The 24,058-nt window shown below is 71.2% G+C and carries 21 protein-coding genes, 2 tRNA genes and 1 pseudogene; 11 read left to right on the forward strand and 13 right to left on the reverse strand.

What is annotated here, in order from left to right; genetic code table 11:
- Positions 1–55: 55 nt before the first annotated feature.
- Positions 56–1,030, forward strand: a complete 975-nt coding sequence (locus HNR51_RS13895; protein WP_141953253.1) for a S1C family serine protease — start codon at positions 56–58, stop codon at positions 1,028–1,030.
- 50 nt (positions 1,031–1,080) lie between these two features.
- Here HNR51_RS13895 and HNR51_RS13900 read toward each other — a convergent pair whose 3' ends face one another.
- Entirely contained in the window at positions 1,081–2,721 is a 1,641-nt protein-coding gene (locus HNR51_RS13900) for a calcium-binding protein (protein WP_182555288.1), read from the reverse strand.
- A gap of 551 nt (positions 2,722–3,272) precedes the next feature.
- Between HNR51_RS13900 and HNR51_RS13905 the strand changes: the two genes are divergently transcribed.
- Together HNR51_RS13905 and trmFO are read left to right on the forward strand one after the other, a co-directional pair.
- The gene (locus HNR51_RS13905; RefSeq protein ID WP_182555289.1) at positions 3,273–5,423 is read left to right on the forward strand and encodes a methyl-accepting chemotaxis protein; all 2,151 of its coding nucleotides are present in this window, start codon (positions 3,273–3,275) and stop codon (positions 5,421–5,423) included.
- A gap of 185 nt (positions 5,424–5,608) precedes the next feature.
- Entirely contained in the window at positions 5,609–7,033 is a 1,425-nt protein-coding gene (gene trmFO / locus HNR51_RS13910; protein ID WP_182555290.1) for a methylenetetrahydrofolate--tRNA-(uracil(54)-C(5))-methyltransferase (FADH(2)-oxidizing) TrmFO, read from the forward strand.
- A gap of 78 nt (positions 7,034–7,111) precedes the next feature.
- On the opposite strand, the gene HNR51_RS13915 is transcribed toward trmFO, so the two are convergent.
- Positions 7,112–8,200, reverse strand: coding sequence for a UDP-N-acetyl glucosamine 2-epimerase (locus HNR51_RS13915; RefSeq protein WP_239681598.1), 1,089 nt, complete (start codon positions 8,198–8,200; stop codon positions 7,112–7,114).
- Between the two features lie 46 nt (positions 8,201–8,246).
- Here HNR51_RS13915 and HNR51_RS13920 point away from each other — a divergent pair.
- Positions 8,247–8,477 (forward strand): annotated as a pseudogene (locus HNR51_RS13920) (helix-turn-helix domain-containing protein); the annotation flags it as partial.
- A 93-nt stretch (positions 8,478–8,570) separates the two neighbouring features.
- Here HNR51_RS13920 and HNR51_RS13925 read toward each other — a convergent pair.
- Positions 8,571–8,647 (reverse strand) — tRNA-Arg (locus HNR51_RS13925).
- Positions 8,648–8,693: 46 nt separating this feature from the next.
- Positions 8,694–8,770: transfer RNA gene (locus HNR51_RS13930), tRNA-Pro, on the reverse strand.
- A gap of 710 nt (positions 8,771–9,480) precedes the next feature.
- On the opposite strand from HNR51_RS13930, the gene HNR51_RS13935 reads away from it, so the two are divergent.
- Positions 9,481–10,422, forward strand: coding sequence for a LysR family transcriptional regulator (locus HNR51_RS13935; RefSeq protein ID WP_239681594.1), 942 nt, complete (start codon positions 9,481–9,483; stop codon positions 10,420–10,422).
- Positions 10,423–10,587: 165 nt separating this feature from the next.
- Here the strand turns inward: HNR51_RS13935 and HNR51_RS13940 are convergent, their stop codons facing one another.
- The 3 genes from HNR51_RS13940 to fdxA all read right to left on the reverse strand — a co-directional run bounded on the left by HNR51_RS13940 (position 10,588) and on the right by fdxA (position 13,189).
- On the reverse strand, positions 10,588–11,460 hold the full coding sequence (locus tag HNR51_RS13940) for an RNA polymerase factor sigma-32 (RefSeq protein WP_012456051.1): 873 nt from the start codon (positions 11,458–11,460) through the stop codon (positions 10,588–10,590).
- Positions 11,461–11,745: 285 nt separating this feature from the next.
- Positions 11,746–12,342, reverse strand: a complete 597-nt coding sequence (locus HNR51_RS13945; protein ID WP_012456050.1) for a CarD family transcriptional regulator — start codon at positions 12,340–12,342, stop codon at positions 11,746–11,748.
- Positions 12,343–12,850: 508 nt separating this feature from the next.
- Positions 12,851–13,189, reverse strand: coding sequence for a ferredoxin FdxA (gene fdxA / locus HNR51_RS13950; RefSeq protein ID WP_141953210.1), 339 nt, complete (start codon positions 13,187–13,189; stop codon positions 12,851–12,853).
- Positions 13,190–13,677: 488 nt separating this feature from the next.
- On the opposite strand from fdxA, the gene HNR51_RS13955 reads away from it, so the two are divergent.
- From HNR51_RS13955 to greA, 3 genes are all read left to right on the forward strand, one after another.
- Positions 13,678–14,271, forward strand: coding sequence for a hypothetical protein (locus HNR51_RS13955; RefSeq protein WP_152278226.1), 594 nt, complete (start codon positions 13,678–13,680; stop codon positions 14,269–14,271).
- Positions 14,272–14,346: 75 nt separating this feature from the next.
- On the forward strand, positions 14,347–15,351 hold the full coding sequence (acuI, locus tag HNR51_RS13960) for an acrylyl-CoA reductase (NADPH) (RefSeq protein ID WP_182555292.1): 1,005 nt from the start codon (positions 14,347–14,349) through the stop codon (positions 15,349–15,351).
- A gap of 14 nt (positions 15,352–15,365) precedes the next feature.
- A complete protein-coding gene (gene greA / locus HNR51_RS13965) occupies positions 15,366–15,830 on the forward strand; it encodes a transcription elongation factor GreA (protein WP_012456046.1) in 465 nt (154 codons plus the stop codon).
- Between the two features lie 129 nt (positions 15,831–15,959).
- On the opposite strand, the gene HNR51_RS13970 is transcribed toward greA, so the two are convergent.
- The 5 genes from HNR51_RS13970 to HNR51_RS13990 all read right to left on the reverse strand — a co-directional run bounded on the left by HNR51_RS13970 (position 15,960) and on the right by HNR51_RS13990 (position 20,216).
- Positions 15,960–16,904, reverse strand: coding sequence for a ribose-phosphate pyrophosphokinase (locus HNR51_RS13970; RefSeq protein WP_012456045.1), 945 nt, complete (start codon positions 16,902–16,904; stop codon positions 15,960–15,962).
- Between the two features lie 168 nt (positions 16,905–17,072).
- Positions 17,073–17,300 (reverse strand): DUF4170 domain-containing protein, encoded by a 228-nt coding sequence (locus HNR51_RS13975; protein ID WP_063987092.1) that lies wholly within the window; start codon positions 17,298–17,300, stop codon positions 17,073–17,075.
- 130 nt (positions 17,301–17,430) lie between these two features.
- Positions 17,431–18,978, reverse strand: a complete 1,548-nt coding sequence (gene xseA, locus HNR51_RS13980) for an exodeoxyribonuclease VII large subunit (protein WP_182555293.1) — start codon at positions 18,976–18,978, stop codon at positions 17,431–17,433.
- 195 nt (positions 18,979–19,173) lie between these two features.
- Positions 19,174–19,389, reverse strand: a complete 216-nt coding sequence (locus tag HNR51_RS13985; RefSeq protein ID WP_012456042.1) for a hypothetical protein — start codon at positions 19,387–19,389, stop codon at positions 19,174–19,176.
- Positions 19,390–19,487: 98 nt separating this feature from the next.
- Positions 19,488–20,216, reverse strand: coding sequence for a hypothetical protein (locus HNR51_RS13990; protein WP_182555294.1), 729 nt, complete (start codon positions 20,214–20,216; stop codon positions 19,488–19,490).
- A 94-nt stretch (positions 20,217–20,310) separates the two neighbouring features.
- Between HNR51_RS13990 and purD the strand changes: the two genes are divergently transcribed.
- The 3 genes from purD (at position 20,311) to HNR51_RS14005 (ending at position 22,856) form a co-directional block, all read left to right on the forward strand.
- Complete coding sequence (purD, locus tag HNR51_RS13995; RefSeq protein WP_182555295.1) at positions 20,311–21,606, forward strand: phosphoribosylamine--glycine ligase; 1,296 nt, start codon at positions 20,311–20,313, stop codon at positions 21,604–21,606.
- Positions 21,606–22,049 carry a nucleoside deaminase gene (locus HNR51_RS14000; protein WP_108941596.1) on the forward strand — a complete coding sequence of 148 codons (444 nt, stop codon included), beginning with the start codon at positions 21,606–21,608 and terminating at the stop codon, positions 22,047–22,049. The genes purD and HNR51_RS14000 overlap by 1 nt, the downstream gene beginning before the upstream one ends.
- 105 nt (positions 22,050–22,154) lie before the next feature.
- On the forward strand, positions 22,155–22,856 hold the full coding sequence (locus HNR51_RS14005) for an SDR family oxidoreductase (RefSeq protein WP_012456038.1): 702 nt from the start codon (positions 22,155–22,157) through the stop codon (positions 22,854–22,856).
- Between the two features lie 198 nt (positions 22,857–23,054).
- Here the strand turns inward: HNR51_RS14005 and HNR51_RS14010 are convergent, their stop codons facing one another.
- Positions 23,055–23,984: an alpha/beta fold hydrolase gene (locus HNR51_RS14010; RefSeq protein ID WP_182555296.1), complete on the reverse strand. Its 930-nt coding sequence runs from the start codon at positions 23,982–23,984 to the stop codon at positions 23,055–23,057.
- Positions 23,985–24,058 lie beyond the last annotated feature (74 nt).

Below are 24,058 nucleotides of genomic sequence, written 5' to 3' on the forward strand. Positions count from 1 at the left end.
GAGACCGGTCCTCGGGTGCGGTTCACGGATGGCGCGGGGCGCAGGGAAATCGAACATGTCCGCGCACGGCGAATTCAGGATCCCGGCCGCCCTGCAGCCGAAGGCCGGCGACTATTCCTACGATCTGGAGCGGGCGCTGACCTCGGTCGTCTCGCTGTCCAGCCGGGTGCCGGCGGAGGCCTTCACCGCGGAGACGCTCGGCACCGAGCGGGCGGGCAACGGCGTCGTGATCCGCGAGGACGGGCTCGTGCTCACCATCGGCTACCTCGTGCTGGAGGCCGAGAGCGTCTGGCTCACCACCCATGACGGGCGCTCGGTGCCGGCCCACGTCGTCGGCTATGACGGGGAGACCGGCTTCGGCCTCGTCCAGGCGCTGGGCCGCCTCGACCTGCCGGCGCTGCGGCTCGGGCACTCGGACGCGCTGCAGGTCGGCGAGCGGGGCGTGATCGCCGGCGCCGGCGGGCGCTCGCACAGCCTCTCGGTCGAACTCGTCGCCCGGCAGGAATTCGCCGGCTACTGGGAATACGTCCTCGACGAGGCTCTGTTCACCGCTCCCTCCCACCCGCACTGGGGCGGCACCGCCCTGATCGGACCCGACGGCGCCCTGATCGGCATCGGCTCGCTGCAGCTTCAGCAGGGCGGTTCGGGCGCGGGCCGGGCGATCAACATGGTCGTGCCGATCGAGCTCCTGCCGCCGATCCTCGCCGATCTCGAAACCCGCGGCCGGGCCGACCGCCCGCCGCGTCCCTGGCTCGGCCTCTACGCCACGGAGACCGAGGACGGCGTCGTGGTGATGGGGATCGCCGACAAGGGCCCGGCGGAGGCCGCCGGCCTGCGCGCGGGCGACGTTCTGGCCGAGGTGGCGGGCGAGCCGGTGACCGACCTCGCGGGCTTCTTCCGGCAGGTCTGGGCCCTCGGCCCGGCGGGGGTGCGGGTGCCGCTCACGGTCAACCGGGACGGGCGCCTGACACGGCTCGCGCTGACCTCGGTGGACCGCGACCGCTTCCTGATCGGGCCGAAGCTGCACTGACGGCCGGCGCCTGCCGCCGACGCGTGTCGCCGATGCGTGCGCGAGGGGGATCACACGATGAGGAAGTCCGTGTGGTCGAGGGTGGCGTGGTTGTCGAGCACGGCGATCAGGACGGCTTCCTTTCGGCCGCTGCCGTCGGCGTCGTAGAACAGCTCGCCCGTCTTCTGCTTGTAGAGGATGCGGTCGTCGGCATCCGTCTTCGCCGCCTGGGCCGCCTTGGCCGGGCCGAGGATCTTGAACTGCCCCGGCGCCAGCACGCCGATGTCGAGGCGCGAGAAGACCGCGTGGTCGAGTTGAAACACGTCGTCCGACGACGCGAAGTCGCTGACGTGATCGACATTGCCGCGGCCGGGCCGGGTGTCGAACACGAAGGTGTCGGCGCCTGATCCCCCCGTGAGCCGATCGTCGCCGAGCCCGCCCGCGAGGCGGTCGTCGCCGCCGCCGCCGTCGAGCCGGTTGTCGCCGGCATTGCCGACGAGCGTCTGGCCGAAGGCGTTGCCGGTCAGCGACAGGGGCGCCCAGCCGGTGCCGCCGGCCCCCTTGGCGAGCTGCAGGATCTCGATCTCCTGGCCGTCGGCGAGCCGGTAGCTGCTCGTCGCCACGATCCGGTCGGTGCCGTGCCCCGTCCCCTCGAACACGCGGTCGCCGGGCGTATCGACGAAGTAGGTGTCGTTGCCCGCCCCGCCGACGAGTTCGTCGCGCCCGGCCCCGCCGCGCAGGACGTCGTCGCCCGCGTCGCCGAACAGCCGGTCGGCCCCGGCGGTGCCGATGAGCGTGTCGTCGCCGGCAAAGCCGAGCACCGGGTTGCCGCTCCCGTCGGCTTCGAGCCGGTCGTCGCCCCGGCCGCCGACGATGTACGCGGTGCCCTCGTCCTTGTTGAGGAAGCCGTAATCGATCCCCGTCGCCTGGCTCGCTGCGGCGACGAGATTGCCGAAGGCCTCCGCCGGGGTGTCCGCGGCGGGGCGAAGGGCGAGATCCCCATAGAAGCGCGCATAGGCCTCAAGGCCGAAATCCTCGTAGACTTGGTAGAGCAGCGAGGCGGCGAGGTCCGCAGGCCCCCAGCCGTTGCCGTTCGGAACGCCGGTCGCCGCGCCGAGCGTGTTGGCGAGCGTGGTGCCCGCCTCCCCGAAGAAGGTCTGCGCCAAGTCTTCGAGGATGGATTGCTTGAATTCGCCGAAGGGCAGCGCGCCGAATGCGCTGCCGGGAATCCCGGCCTCCTCCATGGAGACGAAGCGGTTGACGATCGCGAACCCGGTGACGAAGGCATCCACCGTCCCCAGTTGCGGGCCGTAGAACCAGAAGTTCCGTCCGAGTTCGTAGAAGACCGTCTGATCGAAGGTGCCGTCGGCGGCCGCACCGGCGTAGAGCTGATCGAAGGCGGCGGTGGTGAGCTCGATGCCGGAGGCGCCGAGATAGCCGATCGCGTTCGCCGCGCCGCCGAGCGCCGTGGGTACCTCGGCGATGGTGAGCAGGCCGTTATAGAGCTTGTATGGGGCCGGAGCCTGCCCGGTGAGGCCGAGATAGACGTCGTAGGCGGCGTCGATCCGGTTGAGGATGTCCTCCATCACATCGCCGTCGAGGTCGTTGGCCGATGTCAGGAGGGCGACGCGCTGGCCCTGCCACGGATAGAGCGAGACGAGATAGCCGTCGGCGACGAAGTAGGGGAGCGCTCCGTCGGGACTGATCGCCATGGCCGCCCTCCTCCGCTTGGTCTCGCGCCTGTTCGGTTGGGAACGAAGGCGGCGAGGGTAGCGCGGGCGGGCGCGTCCGGGATCGGCGGCGATGGGGCACCTGCCGGCAATTGCGGCTTAAGTCTTCCGAAGTGGTTCGGCCCGTTCGCGGGGCGCCGGCCTGATCCGGCCCGGGGGCCTGGGCCGGCTTCGAGCGATGTTCAAGCGCCTCCGCCGCGACAGCGGACACCCTGCGCGACGGCGCGCCACCCTCTCGGGAGTGTCGGGAAGCCCGGGCCGATCGACGGCTTTTGCCTTGAGCCCGCCGACCGATCCAAGAGGGTAGTGTGAGCGGCGCATCCCGATGAGGGGACGAACAGAGCTCAAGAAATATAACACATGTTTATAAGATCAGCGTCCTGAATCCGTCGTCGCCTCAGTGGAGCTTGCAAGGAGAGCGTCCGGAGGTTCGAAACATCCGGGATCGGCGGGAATAATGCGCAAGATTTGCGGGTCTTTAACGTTCGATATTTTATCGAGTGTCGTCTTTTTCTGCGAGCCGATCCGACGACATGCCGAGCCTGCAACGCATCAGCACCCGATTGCCCGCGGCCACGATCGGCCTCGCGCTGCTCAGCGCGACAGCGATGGGAGCCTTGAGCTGGTCATCGGCCAAGTCGGGCCTCGTCGAGGCCGCGGGCGAGCGCCTGCAACTGGCCGCCGAGGCGCGGCGCGACGCGATCGAACTCGTCGCCGACCGGATGCTGGCCGACTTCCTGTCGGTCGCCGGGCACCCGCAGGTCGCCTCGAACGCCCCCGACCTGATCGAGACGCTCGATCCCGCCAAGCCCGATTACGCCGCCGTCACCACCGCCCTGCGCGATCTGGCGACGCCCGAGGCGCGCCTCGCTTTCGAAGCGCCCAGCACGATGTATGGCCGCCGCCACGGCAAGGTGCAGGAGGTGGCCCGCCGCCTCATCGCCGATCCGGGCTACGGCGACCTTATCGTCGTCGATGAGCAGGGCCGCATCGCCTACACCACCACCAAGGGCGCGGATTTCGCCCAGTCCCTCGACGATCCGGCGCTCGCCGGCAGCGGCCTCGCCCGCCTCGTCGCGCGGCTGAAGGCGCAGGATTCGGACGCGCCCGTGTTCGAGGATTTCGCCGCCTATCCCGTGGGTGAGGGCCCCTCCGCCTTCATCGGCCGGGTGATCACCAAGCGGGCGAACGTCGCCATGGGCACAGGGCAGGCGGCGGAGCGGTTCGGCTTCATCGCGCTGCGCGTGACGCCCGCCCTGTTCGACCGGACCCTGGCCAAGCGCGTGGGCCTCGGCGAGACCGGGCAGGTCGTGGCGGCGGGCGCCGACGGGCGCCTGCGCTCCAACCCGCCCCTGAACCAAGCGGTGCGGGCCGGCACCGCGCTCGCCGAGATCGGCATCCCGGCCGAGCGGACCCGGACGCGCGGCAGCTTCGCCTACGCGACGCCCGGGGGCGGCCACATGGCGGCGAGCGCGCCCGTCTCGGTGCTCGGCGCGCCCTGGGCGGTGATCGCCGAGCAGAGCGAGGCGGAGGCCGTGAGCGCGGCGAACGCCCTCTCGCGGACGCTGGCCCTGATCGGCCTGTGCGTGCTCGCCGGCACCGGGCTGGCCGGCCTGCTGCTCACCCGCTCCCTGGTCGTGCCGCTCGGCGCGCTGACCCGCGCGCTGCAGGCGCTGGCCGCCCGCCAGCCCCTGGCCGAGGTGCCGGGTCACCGCCGCCGCGACGAGATCGGCGACATCGCCCGCGCCGTGGTGACGATCCGCGACCTGTCGCTGGAGGAGGCGGCCCAGCAGCTCAAGACCACCGAGGCGGCACGGATGCGCGAGGAGCAGGAGCGACGCGTCCTCCTGCGCGACCTCGCCGACCGCTTCGAGCAATCGGTCGGCGCCATCGTGGCGCGGGTCTCGGAGGCGGTCGGCGGGCTCCAGGCCTCGTCGGGCCGGATGCGCCACTCGGTCGAGAGCACGGCCGCCCGCTCCACCAGCGTCGCGGGCGCTGCCCAGCAGACCGCCGGCAACGTCAACGCCGTGGCGGCGGCGGCCGAGGAACTCGGCGCCACCGTCGAGGAGATCGGTCGTCAGGTCGAGCAGGCCGCCGGCATGTCGGCGCAGGCGGTGGAGGCCGCGGGCCGCACCGAGACGACGATGGCCGCCCTCTCCGCGGCGGCCAACCGCATCGGCGACGTGGTCGGCCTCGTCTCGACCATCGCCGGCCAGACCAACCTTCTGGCGCTCAACGCCACGATCGAGGCGGCCCGCGCCGGCGAGGCCGGCCGCGGCTTCGCGGTCGTGGCGGCCGAGGTGAAGGAGCTGGCCTCCCAGACCGCCCGCGCCACCGAGGAGATCGGCCAGCAGGTCGGCGCGATCCAGGCCGCCGCCGGCGGCGTTTCCCAGGCGATTCAGGAGATCGCCGCGCAGATCCAGACCATGAGCGGGGTGACCACCAGCATCGCCACGGCGGTGGAGGAGCAGGGCGCCACGACCCAGGAGATCGTGCGCAGCATGGCCCAGGCCTCGACCGGCACCGGCGCGGTGACGGCGAGCATCGCCGCGGTGGCCGAGGAGGCGGACGATGCGGGCCGTGCGGCCGGCGCCGTCGCCGCGGCGGCGGACGCGCTCGCCGAGCAGTCCCACGCCCTGCAGGCGGAGATGGAGCAGTTCCTCTCCAACGTCCGGGCGGCCTGATCACCGATCCTCAACCCGAGGCGGTCGTCGGCCGCCTCGGGAAGTCCCCATGCGACGCCTCGGCCTACGCCGAGACCTGGCGCTGAGATCTGGCGCCGAGACTTGGCGCAGAGACTTGGCGCCGAGGCCCGCCCCGTGCGCTCACGCGCATTGATCGCGGGCCGGCGTGGTTCTATCCCGTCGCGATGACGAACCCGATCCATATCGTCGGCGGCGGTCTCGCCGGTTCCGAGGCCGCTTGGCAGATCGCCCAGGGCGGCCGCAGGGTCGTGCTGCACGAGATGCGGCCCCATCGCGGCACGGAGGCCCACCAGGGCGAGGGGCTGGCGGAACTCGTCTGCTCCAACTCCTTCCGCTCCGACGACGCCAACGGCAACGCCGTCGGCCTGCTGCATCAGGAGATGCGCAGCCTCAACTCCCTGATCATGCGCGCGGCCGATGCGAACCAAGTGCCCGCGGGCGGCGCGCTCGCCGTCGACCGCGAGGGGTTTTCGCAGGCCGTCACCGCGGCGCTCGAAGAGCACCCCAACGTCACCATCCTCCGCGAGGAGGTCGCGGGCCTGCCGCCCGAGACGTGGGGCTCGACCATCCTCGCCACCGGCCCCCTCACCTCTCCGGCTCTGGCCGAGGCCGTCGGGGCGCTGACGGGCCGGGACGCGCTCGCCTTCTTCGACGCCATCGCTCCAATCGTCCATCGCGACTCGATCGACATGGGCAAGGCGTGGTTCCAGTCCCGCTACGACAAGGCGGGCCCCGGCGGGACGGGAGCGGACTACCTCAACTGCCCGATGGACCGGGAGCAGTACGAGGCCTTCGTCGCCGCCCTGATCGCCGGCGAGAAGACGACGTTCAAGGAATGGGAGGCCACGACCCCCTATTTCGACGGCTGCCTGCCGATCGAGGTGATGGCCGAGCGCGGCCCCGAGACCCTGCGCCACGGGCCGATGAAGCCGGTCGGGCTCACCAACCCGCACAACCCGACGGTGAAGGCCTACGCCATCGTCCAGCTGCGCCAGGACAACGCGCTCGGCACCCTGTTCAACATGGTGGGCTTCCAGACCAAGCTGCGCCACGCCGAGCAGGTGCGCATCTTCCGCACGATCCCGGGGCTGGAGAACGCCGAGTTCGCCCGGCTCGGCGGCCTGCACCGCAACACCTATCTCGACAGCCCGCGCCTGCTCGACGCGACCCTGCGGCTGAGGGCGCGGCCGCAGCTCCGCTTCGCCGGCCAGATCACCGGCTGCGAGGGCTATGTCGAGAGCGCCGCGGTCGGGCTGATGGCCGGCCGCTATGCCCTGGCCGAGGCCGAGGGGACCACGCTCGCCCCCCTGCCCCCGACCACCGCGCTCGGTGCTCTGATCGGCCACATCACCGGCGGTCATCTCGAGGCGAGTGAGGATGCGGGGGCCAACGCGCCGCGCTCGTTCCAGCCGATGAACGTGAATTTCGGGCTGTTCCCGCCGCTCGAGCGGATGCCGCGCAACGAGACCGGCAAGCGCCTGCGCGGTCCCGAGAAGGCGGCGCTGAAGAAGCGCGCGCTGACCGACCGGGCGCGGGACGACCTCGCCGCCTGGATCGGGGGGACGGGCCTCCCGCACGCGGCGGAATAGAACGCGGCTGCGCCGGCTTCAGGGCGCTGCCCTGAACACCCGCCAAAGGGCCGTAAGGTCCTTTGGAATCCCGGGACCTCAGAACGGGCCGGGCTTCGACCAGACGGTGTGGTTGACCTGATCGATATAGGACAGGACGATCCGCACCACCTTGGTCGAGACCGCGCCGCCCTGGTAGTCCGGCACGGCGCCCGCGAAGCGGCGGCCCTCGCCGATGCCGTCGCGCACCGCCCGCACCGCCTCGACGAGCGAAGCCTTGCCGAGGGGCGCCACGATCAGCGTGCCGGCATCCATGCCCTCGGGCCGCTCATGCGCGTCGCGGAAGGTCACCGCCGGCAGGTCGAGCAACGCCGCCTCCTCGGCGATGGTGCCGCTGTCGGACAGGACGCAATGGGCGCTGGTCTGGAGCTTCACGTAGTCGATGAAGCCGAAGGGCGGCAGGAAGCGCACGCTGTCGGGCTGCGCGAGATCGCCGATCGCTTCCAGCCGGGCGCGGGTGCGCGGATGGGTCGAGACGACGATGGGCAGGCCGAAGGCCGCGTGCAGCCGGCCGAGCTCTTCGAGGAAGACCCGCAGCCGCGCCGGCGAATCGACGTTCTCCTCGCGATGCGCCGAGACGATGAAGAACCGGTCCGGTTCGAGGCCGAGCCGGGCCAGCACGTCGGAGGCCTCGATCTTCGGGCGGAACGCGGCCAGCACCTCTTCCATGTGCGAGCCGACCTTGAAGATGCGCTGCGCCGGCAGCCCCTCCGCCAGCAGGTAGCGGCGGGCATGCTCGGTCAGCACGAGGTTGACGTCGCTGAGGTGGTCGATGACCTTGCGGTTGATCTCCTCCGGCACCCGCGGGTCGAAACAGCGGTTGCCCGCCTCCATGTGGAAGATGGGGATCTTGCGCCGCTTGGCCGGGATCACCGCGAGCCCGGAATTGGTGTCGCCGTAGATCAGCACCGCGTCGGGCTGCTCCTGTTCGAGCACGGCGTCGGCGCGCTCGATCACGCGGGCGATCGTCGCCGCCGCGTTCGGCCCGGCCGCTTCGAGGAAGTGGTCGGGCTTACGGATGCCGAGGTCGTCGAAGAAGACCTGATTGAGTTCGTAGTCGTAGTTCTGGCCGGTATGGACGAGCACGTGGTTCGTCAGCCGATCGAGCGCCCGGATCACGAGCGACATCTTGACGAGTTCGGGCCGCGTCCCGACCAGGGTGAGAACTTTTCGCAATATGCTCGCCGCAGCGGCCCGCAAGGACTACGACGACCGCCGGCGCCGCCAAGCGCAGGGACAGGCCAAGGCGAAGGCTGAGGGCCGCTACAAGGGCCGTGTGGAGGACGTCGAGCGGAACAGAGGGATCGCGGCGATGCTCAGCAAGGGCCTGTCGTGGTCGCAGATCCAGGCTGCCACCGGCTGCAGCCGTGCCACCGTCGCCAAGATAGCGAAGCGGGCGGGTTAGTTGCCGTGCCTACCCGGTGCTGACCTGGGCGGCTAAGCCGCGAGTGCCGCAGGATCGGCAACTCGAAAAGACTATGTTCTTCAATGAGACGAATGGCGCGCCCGAAAGGATTCGAACCTCTGACCCCCAGATTCGTAGTCTGGTGCTCTATCCAGCTGAGCTACGGGCGCCTTTTTTATCGTTTCGTCGCCTTTGTGAGGCGTTTCTCTTCTTTCTTGGTCGGAGTGGCAGGATTTGAACCTGCGACCCCCACGTCCCGAACGTGGTGCGCTACCAGACTGCGCTACACTCCGATGCCGCCCCCCGAGGGCCGGCGAGCGGGCTTATAGCCGGCACTTTTCGCGCTCGCAAGCGGGTCGGTGCGCTTCTGGGCGCTTCTTTCCGAAAACAGGGCCCATTTCATCCCTGCCGCCGCGGGAAACTGAGCGCTAAGTCATTGATCGGACATGCTATCCAAAAAACTTCGCTGTTCGAACAAGAAGGTCCCCGTCGCGGGAGCGCGGCAGGGGGGCGAGGACGCCCAGGTCCGATCCGATCCATCCGACCGGCTGTCCGGGGTGAGCTTCATCGCGCAAGACCTCATCCGGCGTGTGTCGGCTGTCGGGCTGCCGGGGCTTCGACGTTCGGTCCCTTGCCGGGCCGGGGATCGGCCGACCGGGGCCGCGGAAATGGTTCCGCGGAGGTCTCCGGGGAACGGATCCGGCGCCCGCGTGCGGACAAGTCATCCGCGCGTCATCCGCGAGCGCGCCCGCGAGGCCGGCCCACGCCTCCTGAGGGATCGCCCGGCGCATCCGACCGCACAGCCCACGATTGCGGAATGATTTTTCCAATAAGCGAAACAGTTTTTTCCTGCGCGAACTTTGGTATGCTCGCTGTGGTTATGAGCGGATGTGATAGACGGCAGGGAGGGTTGCGCGTGGTTTCCGTTCAGCGGTTGAGCGCGACGTCACGTACTGACTGGGTGGACCGCGCAAAGATGCCGCATCCTCAACTGCTGCGAGACATGGCTCTCTTTGTAGAAGTCGCTCGAAGGAAAAGCTTTAGTCAGGCAGCTGCCGCGCTCGGTATGCCGATTTCTTCCCTGTCGCGTCGGATTACTATGTTCGAATCGACAGTGGGCTTGCGGCTCCTCGACCGCACCACACGCAAGCTGGCGTTGACCTCCTACGGCGAGGCCTACCTCGCTCAGGTCTCCCGGCTCGTCGACGAGGCGCAGCGCACCTTCGACGACATGATGGCGGTGGCCAAGGGGCCGAGCGGCTTCCTCAAAATCGCCGCGCCGCCGGATTTCTGGGTTCTGCGCCACCTCTCGGGGGTGATCACGGAATTCTCCGCCCTCCACGAGCACATCCACGTCCACGTCGACCTGAAGCCCGCGCCCGTCGATCTGGTGAGCGACAACTACGATCTCGCCGTCGCCATCGAGGAGCCGCGGGAGACCTCGTTGATCGTGCGCAAGGTGGCCGAGGTCGAGAACGGCATCTTCGGGGCGCCCGCCTATCTGGCCGAGCGCGGGGCGCCGATGACGCCGTTCGATCTCGAGGCGCATCAGGTCATCGTGCCGATGCAGGGCACCTCCGCCACTTGGACGCTCACCCGCGGCAGCGAGACCGTCGCGACCACCGTGGGCGGCCCCCTCTCCTGCAACTCGCTGAGCCTCGCCCGGCGCTTCGCCGTGGCCGGCCAGGGATTGACCCGGGCCAATGTGATCAACGTCGACAACGACCTCACCACCGGCCGCCTCCAGCGCGTCCTGCCGGATTGGAGCCTGCCGGCGACGCCGGTCTACTTCGTCACGACCTCGCGGCTCCTGCCGGCCAAGGCCCGCAGCTTCATCGATTTCGCCACGAAGCGGCTCGCGGCCGTGCTCGCCAACGCCTCCGGCGATCCGCGCCGCGGTGCCCGCGCCGCCCGTCCGGTCGAACGGGCTTCCCTCGCCCCCTGAAGGCCGCCTGCAGGCCGCTCACGGCAAGGCCCAGCCGCCATCGCGTCCCGCGTGGGGGGCGGCGCACCCAGGGGTGGGCGTTCTCCGCAGGGGGGCGCCCCGAAACGCAAAGGGCGGCGCGATGGCGCCGCCCTTCCGCTCGAATTCGTGTCAGTTTCTTGGATGTCAGGCGTAGACGCTCGCCGGCGCCTGCGGGAACTTCTCGGCCAGGGCCCGGCGCAGCTTCTCCAGGGCCCGGTTCTCGATTTGGCGGACCCGCTCCTTCGAGATGCCGAGGCGGTGGCCCAGGGCTTCGAGGGTCGCCTGATCCTCCGCGAGCCGCCGCTCCCGCAGGATGCGCAGCTCGCGCTCGGAGAGCACCGTCAACGCCTGCCGCAGCCAGACCAGGCGCCGCTCGCCGTCGACCAGGGCGGAGACCGTCTCGTCGGGCAGGGCCGCGTTGTCGACGAGGAAGTCCATCCGCTCGGAGGAGGCCTCGCTCTCCTCCCCGACAGGCGCATTCAGCGACATGTCCGGGCCGGACAGGCGCGCATCCATCAGCGCCACGTCCTCGCGGGAGACGCCGATCGCGCTGGCGATCCGCCCGTGGATCTCGGAGCCGACCTGCTCCTCGGTGGATTGCATCAGCCGGGCGCGCAGGCGGCGCAGGTTGAAGAACAGCGCCTTCTGCGCCGAACTGGTTCCGCCGCGCACGATCGACCAGTTGCGCAGGATGTAGTCCTGGATCGAGGCGCGGATCCACCACGTGGCGTAGGTGGAGAAGCGGACATCCCGCTCCGGCTCGAAGCGGGCGGCGGCCTCCATCAGGCCGACATGGCCCTCCTGCACGAGGTCGGCCATCGGCAGGCCGTAATGGCGGAAGCGGCCGGCGAGCGCGATCACGAGGCGCATATGCGCGGAGATCAGGCGGTGCAGGGCGCGCTCGTCGCGCGCCTCCTTCCAGGCCACCGCCAGCCCACGCTCTTCTTCCCTCGCTAGGAACGGCGCCTCCATCGCTGTTCGAATGAACTGACGCCGCATCCCCGCGATCTCTGCCATCCCCGCCTCTCTCGTTCGAGCGTTCTTGGTTCGAGCGTTCCGGATCAGCCCTCTTCGAGCCTCTTGGCCGGCGACACGCCGGACGAGGCCGTGGGGGCAAGCCATCCGTGGCAGAGGCACAACACATCGGTGCGACGCTTGTTCCCTGCGGGCGCGTGGCGTCGGAGAGGAAATGATCAAGAGGGATGCGGGCGGCGCATGAAAAAAGGGCCCGGCGTGGCGCCGAGCCCTCTGGTTAACAAATGCGAGCCGTGCAGCGTCGCGATTCGCTGGGAAGGCGCCGCCTCAGGCGGCCTCCTCCTGCACGTCGTCGTCGCCCTCGGCGTCGGCTTCCGCCTCCGCGTCGGCCTTGGCGCGGCGCGGCGACTTGGCGAGGCTCTGCTCGATCAGTTTCAGCGCCTCGGTCTCGGTGATCCGGTTCACCGAGGAGATCTCGCGCACGACGCGGTCGAGGGCGGCCTCGTAGAGCTGGCGCTCGCTGTAGGACTGCTCGGGCTGGGCCTCGGAGCGGTAGAGGTCACGCACCACTTCGGTCACCGAGATCAGGTCGCCGGAATTGATCTTGGCCTCGTATTCCTGGGCGCGGCGCGACCACATCGTCCGCTTGATGCGGGCGCGGCCGGTCAGCACGTCGAGGGCCTTCTTGACGAGTTCGGGCTCGGCGAGCTTGCGCATGCCGACGCTGTTGGCCTTCGCGGTGGGCACGCGCAGGACCATCTTGTCCTTCTCGAACGAGACGACGAACAGCTCGAGCTTGTAGCCCGCGATCTCCTGCTCCTCGATCGCGGTGATCCGCCCGACGCCATGCGCCGGATACACGACCGCCTCGCCGGTCTTGAAGCCTTGGCGGCCTGCTGCCGTCGTCTTCTTGGCTGTGGTCATGCGGAATGAGCCTCCACTGTCATTCACGCGGGGGCGCGCATCCACGCCCGCACGTTCGTCACCTCCGGGGCGGGACACCCGGCGCCTGCCCTTGTCCGGCGGCGCGCCCTCAGGCGCGGGCCGGTTCCCAGGCTTTCGCGTTGCTCCCACCACACGAAGGAACGCGCCGGGAGCGAAATGCTTCCGGCGGTCGATCGCAGCCAACCTCTTTTCCAGAAAGATGGAACTCGCCTTGCGGGCGATGAAAGGAGGGGCGCATCGGGCGTGAGCGACGGCGAGCCCTCATGTAACACGAACGGGCCGGCGAATCAAAGGATTGCCGGCGCGCGAACGCGTCCCCGCATGGGAGGATCGAAGGTTTTGCACGGCTCGGAAAGAGCGTCGCCGAAGGGATCGGCGGATCTTTCGAGGGAGGCCGTGGCGCGTTCGGATATCCGCCCGGACGGCCCACCTGCGGCGAGAAGCCGCCGCGCTGCGCGGCGGCCCGTCGGCGGGCGCGTGGCGGCGGTCAGTCGCCGGAGCCGGGATTGGGCGAGAAATGCGCCTCCAGCTTGCCGCCGACCCCGTCCCACTGCTTGGCGTCGGCGGGGGCGTCCTTCTTCTGGGTGATGTTGGGCCAGGTCTTGGCGTAATCGGCGTTGAGCTTCAGCCAGCTCTCGAGGTTGCCCTCGGTGTCGGGCTTGATCGCCTCGGCGGGGCATTCCGGCTCGCACACGCCGCAATCGATGCATTCGTCGGGATGGATGACGAGCATGTTCTCGCCCTCGTAGAAGCAATCCACGGGGCACACCTCGACGCAGTCCATGTACTTGCACTTGATGCAGTTGTCGGTGACGACGTAGGTCATGGGCCGTTCGGTCCTTAGATCCGCTTGTCCTCGCGGGGTCGGGCGTGCCTCTCGACCGGCCCGCCACCCGCTCTCGGCGCGGATGCGATCCCCTGATGCGGCGGTGTCATGCGATCCGGGCGCCGCCGCCGCCCGATTTGGAAGCGCTCTAGCCCCTGGCCGAGGGGCTGACAAGCGCGCCCTTCCGCCCGCCCTCCCCTTCGTCGCCTCTGCGCGGCGCGGAGGACATTTCGGCAACGCCCCCCGCCCGGTCTTCGATCCCGCGCGAGCACGCCGCCCGGCGGGAATCCGAAGTCGATCCGGAGTGATTTAGGTCTGCGTAGTCTTAGTCGTTGGTTAATTTTACTGTCTTCGACAATTGAGCTTGTCCCATCGGCAACCTTGACCGCTATCTGTACGTCGAACGGCGTACGCTGCCCCGGTCCCGCACGGGACGCGCGGCGGCGCCGAAGCCCATTCGAAGTCGCGTCGCGTTCCGAGGTTGTTCCATGGCCACCCCCCTGCCCCGCTCGAGCCTGTTTCCGTCCCTCGCCGCCGCCGTCGCGGTGTTCGCCCTGGCCGCGCCCGCGCAGGCCGGAGGGGCTTGCGTCAGCGCCGAGTGCTATCGCCGCGTCGTGACGCCGCCGGTCTACGACACCGTCGCGGAGCGGGTGCTGGTCCAGCCGCCGCGCACCGTCTACCGCACGACGCCGCCGGTCTACGACACGGTGTCCGAGCGGGTGCTGGTCGCCCCCGGCGGGCGCCGCTGGGAGACGCGGGTCGACGCCTACGGCCAGCTCGTGGGCTGCTGGGTGACCACGCCGCCGCGCTACGCCGTGCAGACCCGCCGCGTGCTGGTGCGGGCGCCGGAAGCGATCCCCCATACCCTGCCGCCGGTCTACGCCACCACGCAGCGCCGGGTGCTGGTGCAGCCCGCCCGTGCCGCCTGGGTACCGGCCGCCGAGCCCAGCTTCGGCGGCCCCGGCTACGGTCCCCTCGGCGTCGGCTCGATCCCGGACGCCCTCGGCATCGCCGGCGCCTCCTCGGCCGATGTGGCGGTCGGCCTCGGCTTCTCGCAGGGCAGCATCTACGACGGCTACTGAGCGCTTCCCGGCGGACTTGATTCGAGGCGGGGCCGCCGTAGCTCCCCTCCCGGCGCGCGACGGGAGGAGCGGATCATGGCAACGTTCAGGGCCTGGGTGATCGAGAAGGGCGAGGCCGGCCAGAGTCTCGCCCTGCGCGACTTCGACGAGGCCGACCTGATGGACGGCGACGTCACCGTGCGGGTCAGCCATTCGGGCCTGAACTACAAGGACGGGCTCGCCATGACGGGGAAGATGCCGGTGGTGCGGCGCTTTCCCATGATCCCCGGCATCGACTTCGCCGGCACCGTCGAGGCCTCGGCCCATCCCGATTACAAGGCCGGCGACGCGGTGGTGCTCACCGGCTGGGGCGTCGGCGAGACTCATCTCGGCGGCCTGGCCGAGCGCGCCCGGGTGCGCGGCGACTGGCTGGTGCCCCTGCCCGACGGCCTGAGCCCGGCCGAGGCGATGGCGATCGGCACCGCGGGCTACACGGCGATGCTCTCGGTTCTCGCCCTGGAGCGGCACGGCCTCACCCCCGGCGACGGACCGGCCCTGGTCACGGGCGCCTCCGGCGGCGTCGGCTCGGTGGCGGTGGCACTGTTGAAGCGCGCCGGCTGGCACGTCATCGCCGCGACGGGGCGGAGCGGCGAGGCCGAGTACCTCAAGGGGCTCGGCGCCGCCGAGATCCTGGAGCGCGAGGCGCTCGCGGGCGAACCGCGCCCGCTGGCCAAGGAGCGCTGGGCCGCGGGCATCGACGCGGTCGGCGGCAAGGTGCTCGCCAACGCCCTCGCGATGACGAAGTCCGGCGGCGCCATCGCCGCCTGCGGCAATGCCGGCGGCATGGACCTGCCGAGTTCGGTCGCGCCCTTCATCCTGCGGGGCGTCTCGCTGCTAGGCATCAACAGCGTGACGACCCCGCAAGAGCCCCGGCGCGAGGCCTGGGCCCGGCTCGCCCGCGACCTCGACCGCGGCGGGCTCGCGGCGATGACGCGGACCGTCTCCCTGGACGAGGCCGGCGGCCTCGCGAAAACCCTGCTCGAAGGTCAGGTGCGGGGCCGCACCGTCGTGGTGATCGACGGAACCGCGCCCCAGGCTTGAATGTTGCCTATCTTATGAGCAGAGCATTCGTCCGCGAGCCGGAGGGCGGCGAGGCCTTCGAGGACCTCCCCGACCGTCCGATCTCTTCCCATCCCAACTACGTGACGCCCGAGGGGCTTGCGCGGATCGAGGCCGAGGTGGCGCGGCTGGAGGCTGAGCTGTCCGGCCTCTCGCCGCAGCAGGACAAGGCGGATCACGCCCGCCTCTCGCGCGACCTGCGCTACTGGAGCGCGCGGAAGAACTCGGCCGAGCTCGTCGAGGCGTTCGAGGGCGACACGGTGCGCTTCGGCGCGACAGTGACGGTGCTGCGCGAGGACGACACGCGCCAGACGTTTCGGATCGTCGGCGAGGACGAGGCCGATCCGGCGACCGGCTCGATCTCTTACGTGGCGCCCCTCGCCCGCGCGCTCACCGGCAAGGGCGTCGGCGACACCGTGACGGTGAACGACCACGAATTCGAGATCGCCGAGATCCGCTGAACGGAAGTCGGGGGTTTCGAAAGGGCAAGCCCTTTCGCGGGTCCAGGGCGGAGCCCTGGTTGAAGGAAGGCCGGGGTTCTACCCCGGCGCCCCGCCAAAGGGATGATCCCTTTGGAAGCCCGGACCTAATCAGGTGAACAGGCTCGACACGCTCGATTCCGTGGCCGTGCGCCCGATCGCCTCGCCGAGCAGCGGCGCGATCGAGATCACGCGGATGTTGCGGGCGAGCTTCACGGCTTGCGTCGGCAGGATCGAGTCGGTGATCACGAGTTCCTTCATCCGCGAGGCGGCGATGCGCGAGACCGCGCCGCCCGAGAGAACCCCGTGGGTGATGTAGGCCGACACGTCCTTGGCGCCGGCGTTGAGCAGCGCCTCGGCGGCGTTCACCAGGGTGCCGCCGGAATCGACGATGTCGTCCACGAGGATGCAGGACTGGCCCTCGACGTCGCCGATGATGTTCATCACCTCCGACTCGCCCGCCCGCTCGCGGCGCTTGTCGACGATGGCGAGCGAGGCGTCGATGCGCTTGGCGAGCGCACGGGCGCGCACCACGCCGCCGACGTCCGGCGAGACCACCATGCGCTCGCCCGGCGCGAGGCGCTCCTTGATGTCGCGCACCATCACGGGTGCGGCGAACAGGTTGTCGGTCGGGATGTCGAAGAAGCCCTGGATCTGGCCGGCATGGAGGTCGAGGGTCAACACGCGGTCGGCCCCGGCCTCGGTGATGAGGTTGGCGACCAGTTTGGCCGAGATCGGCGTGCGGCCCGAGGTGCGCCGGTCCTGCCTTGCATAGCCGAAATAGGGGATCACCGCCGTGATGCGCCGCGCCGAGGACCGACGCGCGGCGTCGATCATGATCAGCAGCTCCATCAGGTGGTCGTTGGCGGGAAACGAGGTCGACTGGACGATGAACACGTCCTCGCCGCGCACGTTTTCCTGCAGCTCGACGAAGATCTCCATGTCGGCGAAGCGCCGGACCATGCAGTTCGCCAGCGGCAATTCGAGGTAGCCGGCGATCGCTTCCGCGAGCGGGCGGCTCGCGTTGCCGGCGATAATCTTGATGGACGACGTCATGCCGGGCGTCTCTCGGCTCGCTCTTCAAGTCATTCGCGGGACGCTACGCGAAACGATTACGTCCGAGACCGCATCAGCATCCGGCCGCGCGGCTCATACCAGCGGGGCCGGGCCCTCACAATGGCTTCCGTCACAAGGGCTTCATGCCGGTGCCCCGCCCCAGCGCGATTACGGTTCGAGCAGGCGGTGCAGGTGGACGATGAAGTAGCGGGTCTGGGCGCTGTCGACGGTGGCCTGCGCCTTGGCGCGCCATGCGGTCTGGGCCGAGGCGTAGTCGGGGAAGATGCCGACGATGTCGAGATCCTTGATGTCCCGGAAGCGCACGCCCGAGACGTCCTCGAGTTCGCCGCCGAACACGAGGTGGAGCTTCTGGTCCGAGTCGATCGTCGTGGTCACGCGCCTCTCCTGCGGGATGCCGGGCCCGCCGCCGGTGAGGCACGAGCCGTGCCGCTCGGTCGCAGAGGCGGCGGGGCCGGTCAAGCCGCCGCGCGCGCAAGGAGGGGGTGCCGCGGGGGCGGGGCGCGCGTCAGAACAGCGACCCCTGCCGCGCCGCCGGCTCGGATACCGCCTCCGTAGGCGTCCGAGCCGGTTCGGGCGCCGCCCGGCGCGGGGCGCGCTTCGGGCGCGACGCCGGTGGCGGCGGGATCTCGGCCGGGCCCTCCTCGGTGCGCGCGAACACCGCGCCGTCGGCGAACTGGAGCTGGAGCCGCGCGGAGGCGGCGGCAGCGCCCGCGGTGCGCACCGGCAGGCCGTCGGCGTCGCGCACGAGCGCGTAGCCGCGGGCGAGCACGGCCTTGTAGCTGAGCGCCCCGAGCAGGCCGGCCTGCGCCCCGAGCCGGTCGCGGCGGCGCTCGATGATGCGGGCGATGGCGGTGCGCGGACGGTGGTCGATGCCGGCGAGCCGCGCCCGCGCCTCGGCCAAGGCGATCGCCGGCGAGCGCCGGGTCAGGCGGTCGGCGAGGCGGTTCAGGCGCTCGCGGGAATCGCGGGCATTGGCGGCGAGCGCGGGGCGCAACCGCGCGTCGGCGAGGTCGAGGCGCTGGCGCTTGGCCGCCAGGAAGGCGTCGGCGCCGGGGATCGCCCGCACCAGGGCGCGGAAATCCGCCCGCTCGCGCTCGATCCGCCGCAGCATCGTGCCGCCCTGCCGGGCGCCGAGATCGTGGATCTGGGCCAAAAGTTCGGCGCGCACCGGCACCGCCATCTCGGCCGCGCCCGTGGGGGTCGGCGCGCGGCGGTCGGAGGCGAAGTCGATCAGTGTCGTGTCGGTCTCGTGGCCGACCGCCGAGATCAGGGGAATGCCGGATTCGGCGGCGGCGCGCACCACCGCCTCCTCGTTGAAGGCCCACAGATCCTCGATCGAGCCGCCGCCGCGGGCGACGATCAGCACGTCCGGCCGCGGGATCGGGCCGTCGGGGATGAGCGCGTTGAAGCCCCGGATCGCCGCGGCGATCTCGTCTGCCGCCCCCTCCCCCTGGACCCGCACCGGCCAGACCAGCACGGGCCGGGGAAAGCGGTCCTCCAGCCGGTGGAGGATGTCGCGGATCACCGCGCCGGTGGGCGAGGTGACGACGCCGACCACCCGCGGCAGGAACGGGATCGGCCGCTTCCGCTCCGCCTCGAACAGGCCCTCCGCCGCGAGAAGGCGCTTGCGCTCCTCGAGCAGGGCCATCCAGGCGCCGATGCCGGCCGGCTCCATCGAGTCGATGACGATCTGGTACGAGGATTTTCCGGCAAATGTCGTGATCTTGCCGGTGGCGACGACCTCCAGCCCTTCCTTGGGCTTCTGGCGCAGGCGCCCGAGCACGCCCTTCCACACCACCGCGTCGATCTTCGCCGAGCCGTCCTTCAGCGAGAAATAGGCGTGGCCCGAGCCGTGCGGCCCGCGATAGCCGGAGATCTCGCCGCGCAGGCGCACATGGCCGAAGGCGTCTTCCAGGGTACGCTTGAGGGCGGCGGCGAGGTCGCCCACCGACCATTCGGGCGCGTTGGCCTGGAGCAGCGCCGAGGGCGCCGGCTCTCCCGGCGGCGGGGCGGCAGGGGCGGTCGCAGGACGTGGCGGGGGCACGAGCGGCATGCGCCGGACGCTAGGGAACGGGCCGGGGGAGGTAAAGGCCGGGCGGCCGATCGGTTGGGGAAGGGCGTGCGGGTGTGGCGCAGCAGCCGCGTTCCCCCTGCCGCTCCGGCGGCGCGCGCACGCGCGGCAAGAGTGCGCGGCAAGAGATGGGGTTCCGGCTGTAGCCCTAAGAACGGCGCCCGGTCTCGGGATGCCTCAGATCAGACGCGTGAGGATCAGCGCCGCCGTCACGGCCGGGGCGGCGGCGGCCACCATGGCCCAGGGCCAGACCGGCGCGAGGCGGGAGCGGCGGTTGTCGTTGGCGGCCCGGGGGGCCGAGCGGCGCTGGACCACGTAATCCGACAGCCGAACGATCGCGGCCTCGCGGCGCGGGCGGGGGGAAGAGGCGATCGAGTGGCGACAGATCGGCATGGCAATCAACAACAGGCAAGCCCCGCCACCCGTTCCGTCGCATTTGCGGGAAACATGCTGCGACGACGGCAGGCCCTGGACGATTCGTGCCGGCCCGCTCACCACAGCGAGAATTCCGTTGCGAAATCCGTGGTCCGCAGCGGGCATTTCGGGGCGGGGCAGGGCTCGACGGGCACGGTGGCGAGCCCCCCATCCGCCCCCGCCTCGAAACGCAGGCGCACCGGCCGGTCGTCCTCCTTGGCGTAGGCGAGGCGCACCTCGAAGCGCACCGCGTCGAAGCTCTTGCGGTCGGCGTAGACGATGACGTCGCGTGAGACGGATTCGCCCGGGTTGAGCTCGGAGGGCTCGCTCGGCAGTTCGGTCGCGCCCGAGAACAGCACCCCCTGGCGCAGGATCGGCGCGCCGCCGCTCTCGCGCTGGTAGTCGCGGGCGGCGTCGAGGCTCGCCGTGCCGGTGAGCGACGCGCGGAACGCGGCCTCCCGCGCCGCGTCGCCGCCGCCCGGCTCGGAGAAGCGGGTGCGGATGCCGATCACGGTATAGGTGAGCCCGAGCACGCGCACGCCCGCCTGCCCGACATTGGTGCGGGTCACGGTCGAGCGGATCGCCACCCGGTCGCCGCGCTCGCCGACCCGGGCGAGGTCGGTCTTCACCGAGACCGAGGGCGGGGCGAGCCCCGGCTTGATCCGCGCCTCGTAGACGAAGGTGTAGACGCCCCAGACCCCTGCCCCGAGGATCGCCAGCGTCTGCACCAGGGTGTTGGCGCCCTCCAGGCCGAGCCGGCGCCGCGCCTTTCGCGGTCCTTGAGAGTCCATGCCCTGGGTCGTCATGCGGCGGGGTCTCCCTTCGCGTCGTCCATCGCGTCGCCTCGGCAACGCGAAACGCCCTTCCCCCGGCCCGGATTTTTTGGGAAGGGGTCTCGTCATGACCGAGCCCTTCTCCATCCTGCTCATCGGCTCCGGCGGGCGCGAGCACGCGCTGGCCTGGGCCATCGCGAAGTCGCCGCTCTGCGCAAGGCTGTTCATCGCCCCCGGCAATCCGGGAACGGCGCAGCACGGCGAGAACCGGCCGGATCTCCCCGTCTCCGACCACGCGGCGGTCGCCGCCTTCTGCAAGGCGGAAAAGGTCGGGCTGGTGGTGGTGGGGCCGGAGGCGCCGCTGGTGGCCGGCCTCGTCGACGACCTTCAGGCCGCCGGCATCCCCGCCTTCGGCCCGACGAAGGCCGCCGCGCAGCTCGAAGGCTCGAAGGGCTTCACCAAGGATCTGTGCGCCGAGCGCGGGATTCCGACGGCCGCCTTCGCCCGCTTCACCGAACTCGAGCCGGCGCTGGCCTACCTGAGCGCCCGCGGCGCGCCGATCGTCGTCAAGGCCGACGGGCTCGCGGCGGGCAAGGGCGTGACGGTGGCCGAGACGCTGCCGGAGGCCGAGGCCGCCGTGCGGGCGATCCTCGACGGCAGCGAGGGCGGCGCCCTCGTCATCGAGGAATGCCTGTTCGGCGAGGAGGCGAGCTTCTTCGCGCTCTGCGACGGCACCCGCGCGGTTCCGATCGGCACGGCGCAGGACCACAAGCGCGTCCATGACGGCGACCGCGGCCCCAATACCGGGGGCATGGGCGCCTACTCGCCCGCCTCCATCGTCACGCCGGCGATCGCCGAGGCGGTGATGACCCGGATCATCGCGCCGACGCTCGAAGGCATGGCGGCGAAGGGCACGCCGTTCTCCGGCATCCTCTATGCCGGGCTGATGCTGACGAGCGAGGGCCCCAAGCTCATCGAGTACAACACCCGCTTCGGCGATCCCGAAGCGCAGGTGCTGATGCCGCGCCTCACCGGCGATCTCGTGCCGGCGCTGCTGGCGGCGGCCAAGGGCGATCTCTCGGGCGTCGACATCGGCTTCGATCCGCATCGGGCCGCGCTCACCGTGGTGATGGCGGCCCAGGGCTATCCCGGCGCGGTCAGGCGCGGCACGGAGATCCGCGGCGCCGAGGCAGCCGGCGCCGAGGGGATCGTGGTGTTCCAGGCCGGCACCCGCCGGGACGGCGAAAGGCTGCTCGCCGATGGCGGCCGGGTGCTCGCCGTCACGGCGCTCGGGGCCAGCGTGCGGGAGGCGAAGGACCGCGCCTACGCGGCGGTGCGGCGGATCGACTGGCCGGACGGGTTCTTCCGGACGGATATCGGCGGTCGGGAGGTGGCCCGCGAAGAGGCCGCCTCCGGCGACTGATGCCCGATTTCCTCGATCTCGCCTTCACCGCCGCCCGTGAGGCCGCGGCGCTCGGCGAGGTGCCGGTCGGCGCGGTGGTGGTGCGCGACGGCGCAGTCCTGGCGGTCGCGGGCAACCGGCCGCGGGCGCTGTCCGACCCCACGGCGCATGCCGAGATCCTGGCGATCCGCGCCGCCTGCGCCGCGCTGCGCGACGAGCGGCTCACTGGCTGCGACCTCTACGTGACGCTCGAACCCTGCCCGATGTGCGCGGGCGCCATCGCCTTCGCCCGCATCCGCCGGCTCTACTACGCCGCCTCCGACCCCAAGGGCGGCGGCGTCGAGCACGGTCCCCGGGTGTTCAACCAGCCGACCTGCCACCACGCACCGGAGGTCTATTCGGGCTTTCGCGAGGGCGAGGCGGCGGGGCTCCTCAGGGACTTCTTTTCGCAGCGGCGGGGGTGAGCCGGGAGGCGGCGTCGAACCGCGGCCGGGCGCGGCGCGTTCGGCCCACGTCTCACGCCTCGAGTCTCTCGGCTTACGCCCGCGACGCAGCATGGAGCCCGTCCCATGGTCCCGACCTACCAGCGCGCCCTGATCGTCGGGGCCGGCTCCGGCCTCAGCGCCTCGCTCGCGCGCCTGTTTTCGGCCGAGGGGCTGAAGGTCGGGCTCGCCGCGCGCAACGTCGAGAAGCTCGCGGATCTCGCCGCGGAGACCGGCGCCGTGGTGCATGCCTGCGACGCCACCGATCCGGGCGCGGTCGAGGCGCTGTTCCCCCGCCTCGAACCGGCGCTCGGCGGATCGCCGGACGTCGTGGTCTACAACGCCAGCGGCCGGCTGCGTGGCGCCACCGTCGATCTCGATCCGGAGGCGGTGGCCCGCGCGCTCGCGGTCTCGGCCTATGGCGGGTTCCTCGTCGCCCAGGCCGCCGCCCGGCGGATGCTGCCCCACCGCCACGGGGCGATCCTGTTCACCGGCGCCTCGGCGAGCGTGAAGGGGTTTTCGGGGTCCGCCCCCTTCGCCATGGGCAAGTTCGCCCTGCGCGGCCTCGCGCAGAGCCTCGCCCGCGAGCTTCAGCCCCAGGGCATCCACGTCGCCCATGTCGTGATCGACGGCGCCATCCGCTCCGCCGCCCGGCCCGACCCGGAGGGCCGGCCCGACGCCACCCTCGACCCGGACGCCATCGCGAAGGGCTACCTCGCCCTCCTGCGCCAGGACCGCAGCGCCTGGACCGACGAGATCGCCCTGCGGCCGTGGGTCGAGACGTTCTGATCGGGCATGCGCCGGAGGCGTTCGGTTCGGCCCCGACCCTCCTCATTCCGGGTCGCTGACAAGCGAACCCGGAAGCCACGACCGGCCTGACGCCAAATTGCACCGACGCATCACGGGTGGATCCCGGGTTCCGCCGAGCGGCCCCGGGATGACGAAGAGGCGAGGGTTCCGAAGGGATCGACCCGAGCAGGATGCGGCCTACGCTTCGAGGAAATCCCGCAGCGCCCGCAGCGTCGGCTCCGGCGCCTCCTCGGCCATGAAGTGGCCGGAGGCGATGGACACGCCCTCGGCCTTCGGCGCGAAGGTCCGCTGCCACGCCGCCAGCGCGGTCTCCGGCTTGTCCCGGTCGAGATAGGCCTCGCTCGCCAGCACCAGCACCGGCATCGCCAGGGTCCGGCCCGCGGCGAGGTCGTCGCGGTCGGCGGCGCGGTCCGGCCCGTTGGCGCCGCCCGCCCGGTAATCCTCGCAGAACGCGCGGATGCGCTCGGGCACGTTCCAGGCCTGACGGTAGAGGGTGAGGGCGCGGGCGTCGAAGGCGGCGAGGTCGTGGCCCGCGGTCCAGTCGCGCAGCAGCCCTTCGAAATAGCCGTCCGGGTCGCGGCGGATCATCGCCTCCGGCTCCGGGGCGGGGCGCGACAGGAACGGCCAGTGCGGGTTCGCCCCCGGATTCGCCTCGATCCGCGCCCACTGCACCTCGGTCGGCACGATGTCGAGCAGCGCGAGCCGCTCGATCCGGCCGGGTTCGTCCAGCGCCAGCCGGTAGCCGACCCGGGCGCCGCGGTCGTGGCCGGCGAGCGCGAAGCGGATATGGCCGAGCCGCTCCATCACCGCGACGATCTCCGCCCCGATCCGCCGCTTGGCGTAGGCGGTCCCGGCGGCGGTCTCGGCCGATCCCGAAGCGGGGGCCGCCGACCATCCGTAACCCTTCAGGTCGAGGGCGATCACCCGGTGCGTCCGGGCGAGCGTCGGCGCCAGCCGGTGCCACATGGCGTGGCTCTGCGGGAAGCCGTGCAGCAGGAGCAGCGGCGGCGCCTCCGCGGGGCCGCCGGCCCGGCCGAACCACCGCCCCGCCGGCCCTTCGATCCAGAGCGGCTCGAAGCCGGGAAACAGGTCGTCGCCCTCCGCCATCCGTCCCTCCGCCCGGTCCCACCGCCGCGCCGCCTGCATGCCCGCGGACAACGGCCCGGCGCGGCGAAGGCTCC

This window comes from Methylorubrum thiocyanatum (assembly GCA_014138645.1).
Classification (GTDB): domain Bacteria; phylum Pseudomonadota; class Alphaproteobacteria; order Rhizobiales; family Beijerinckiaceae; genus Methylobacterium; species Methylobacterium thiocyanatum.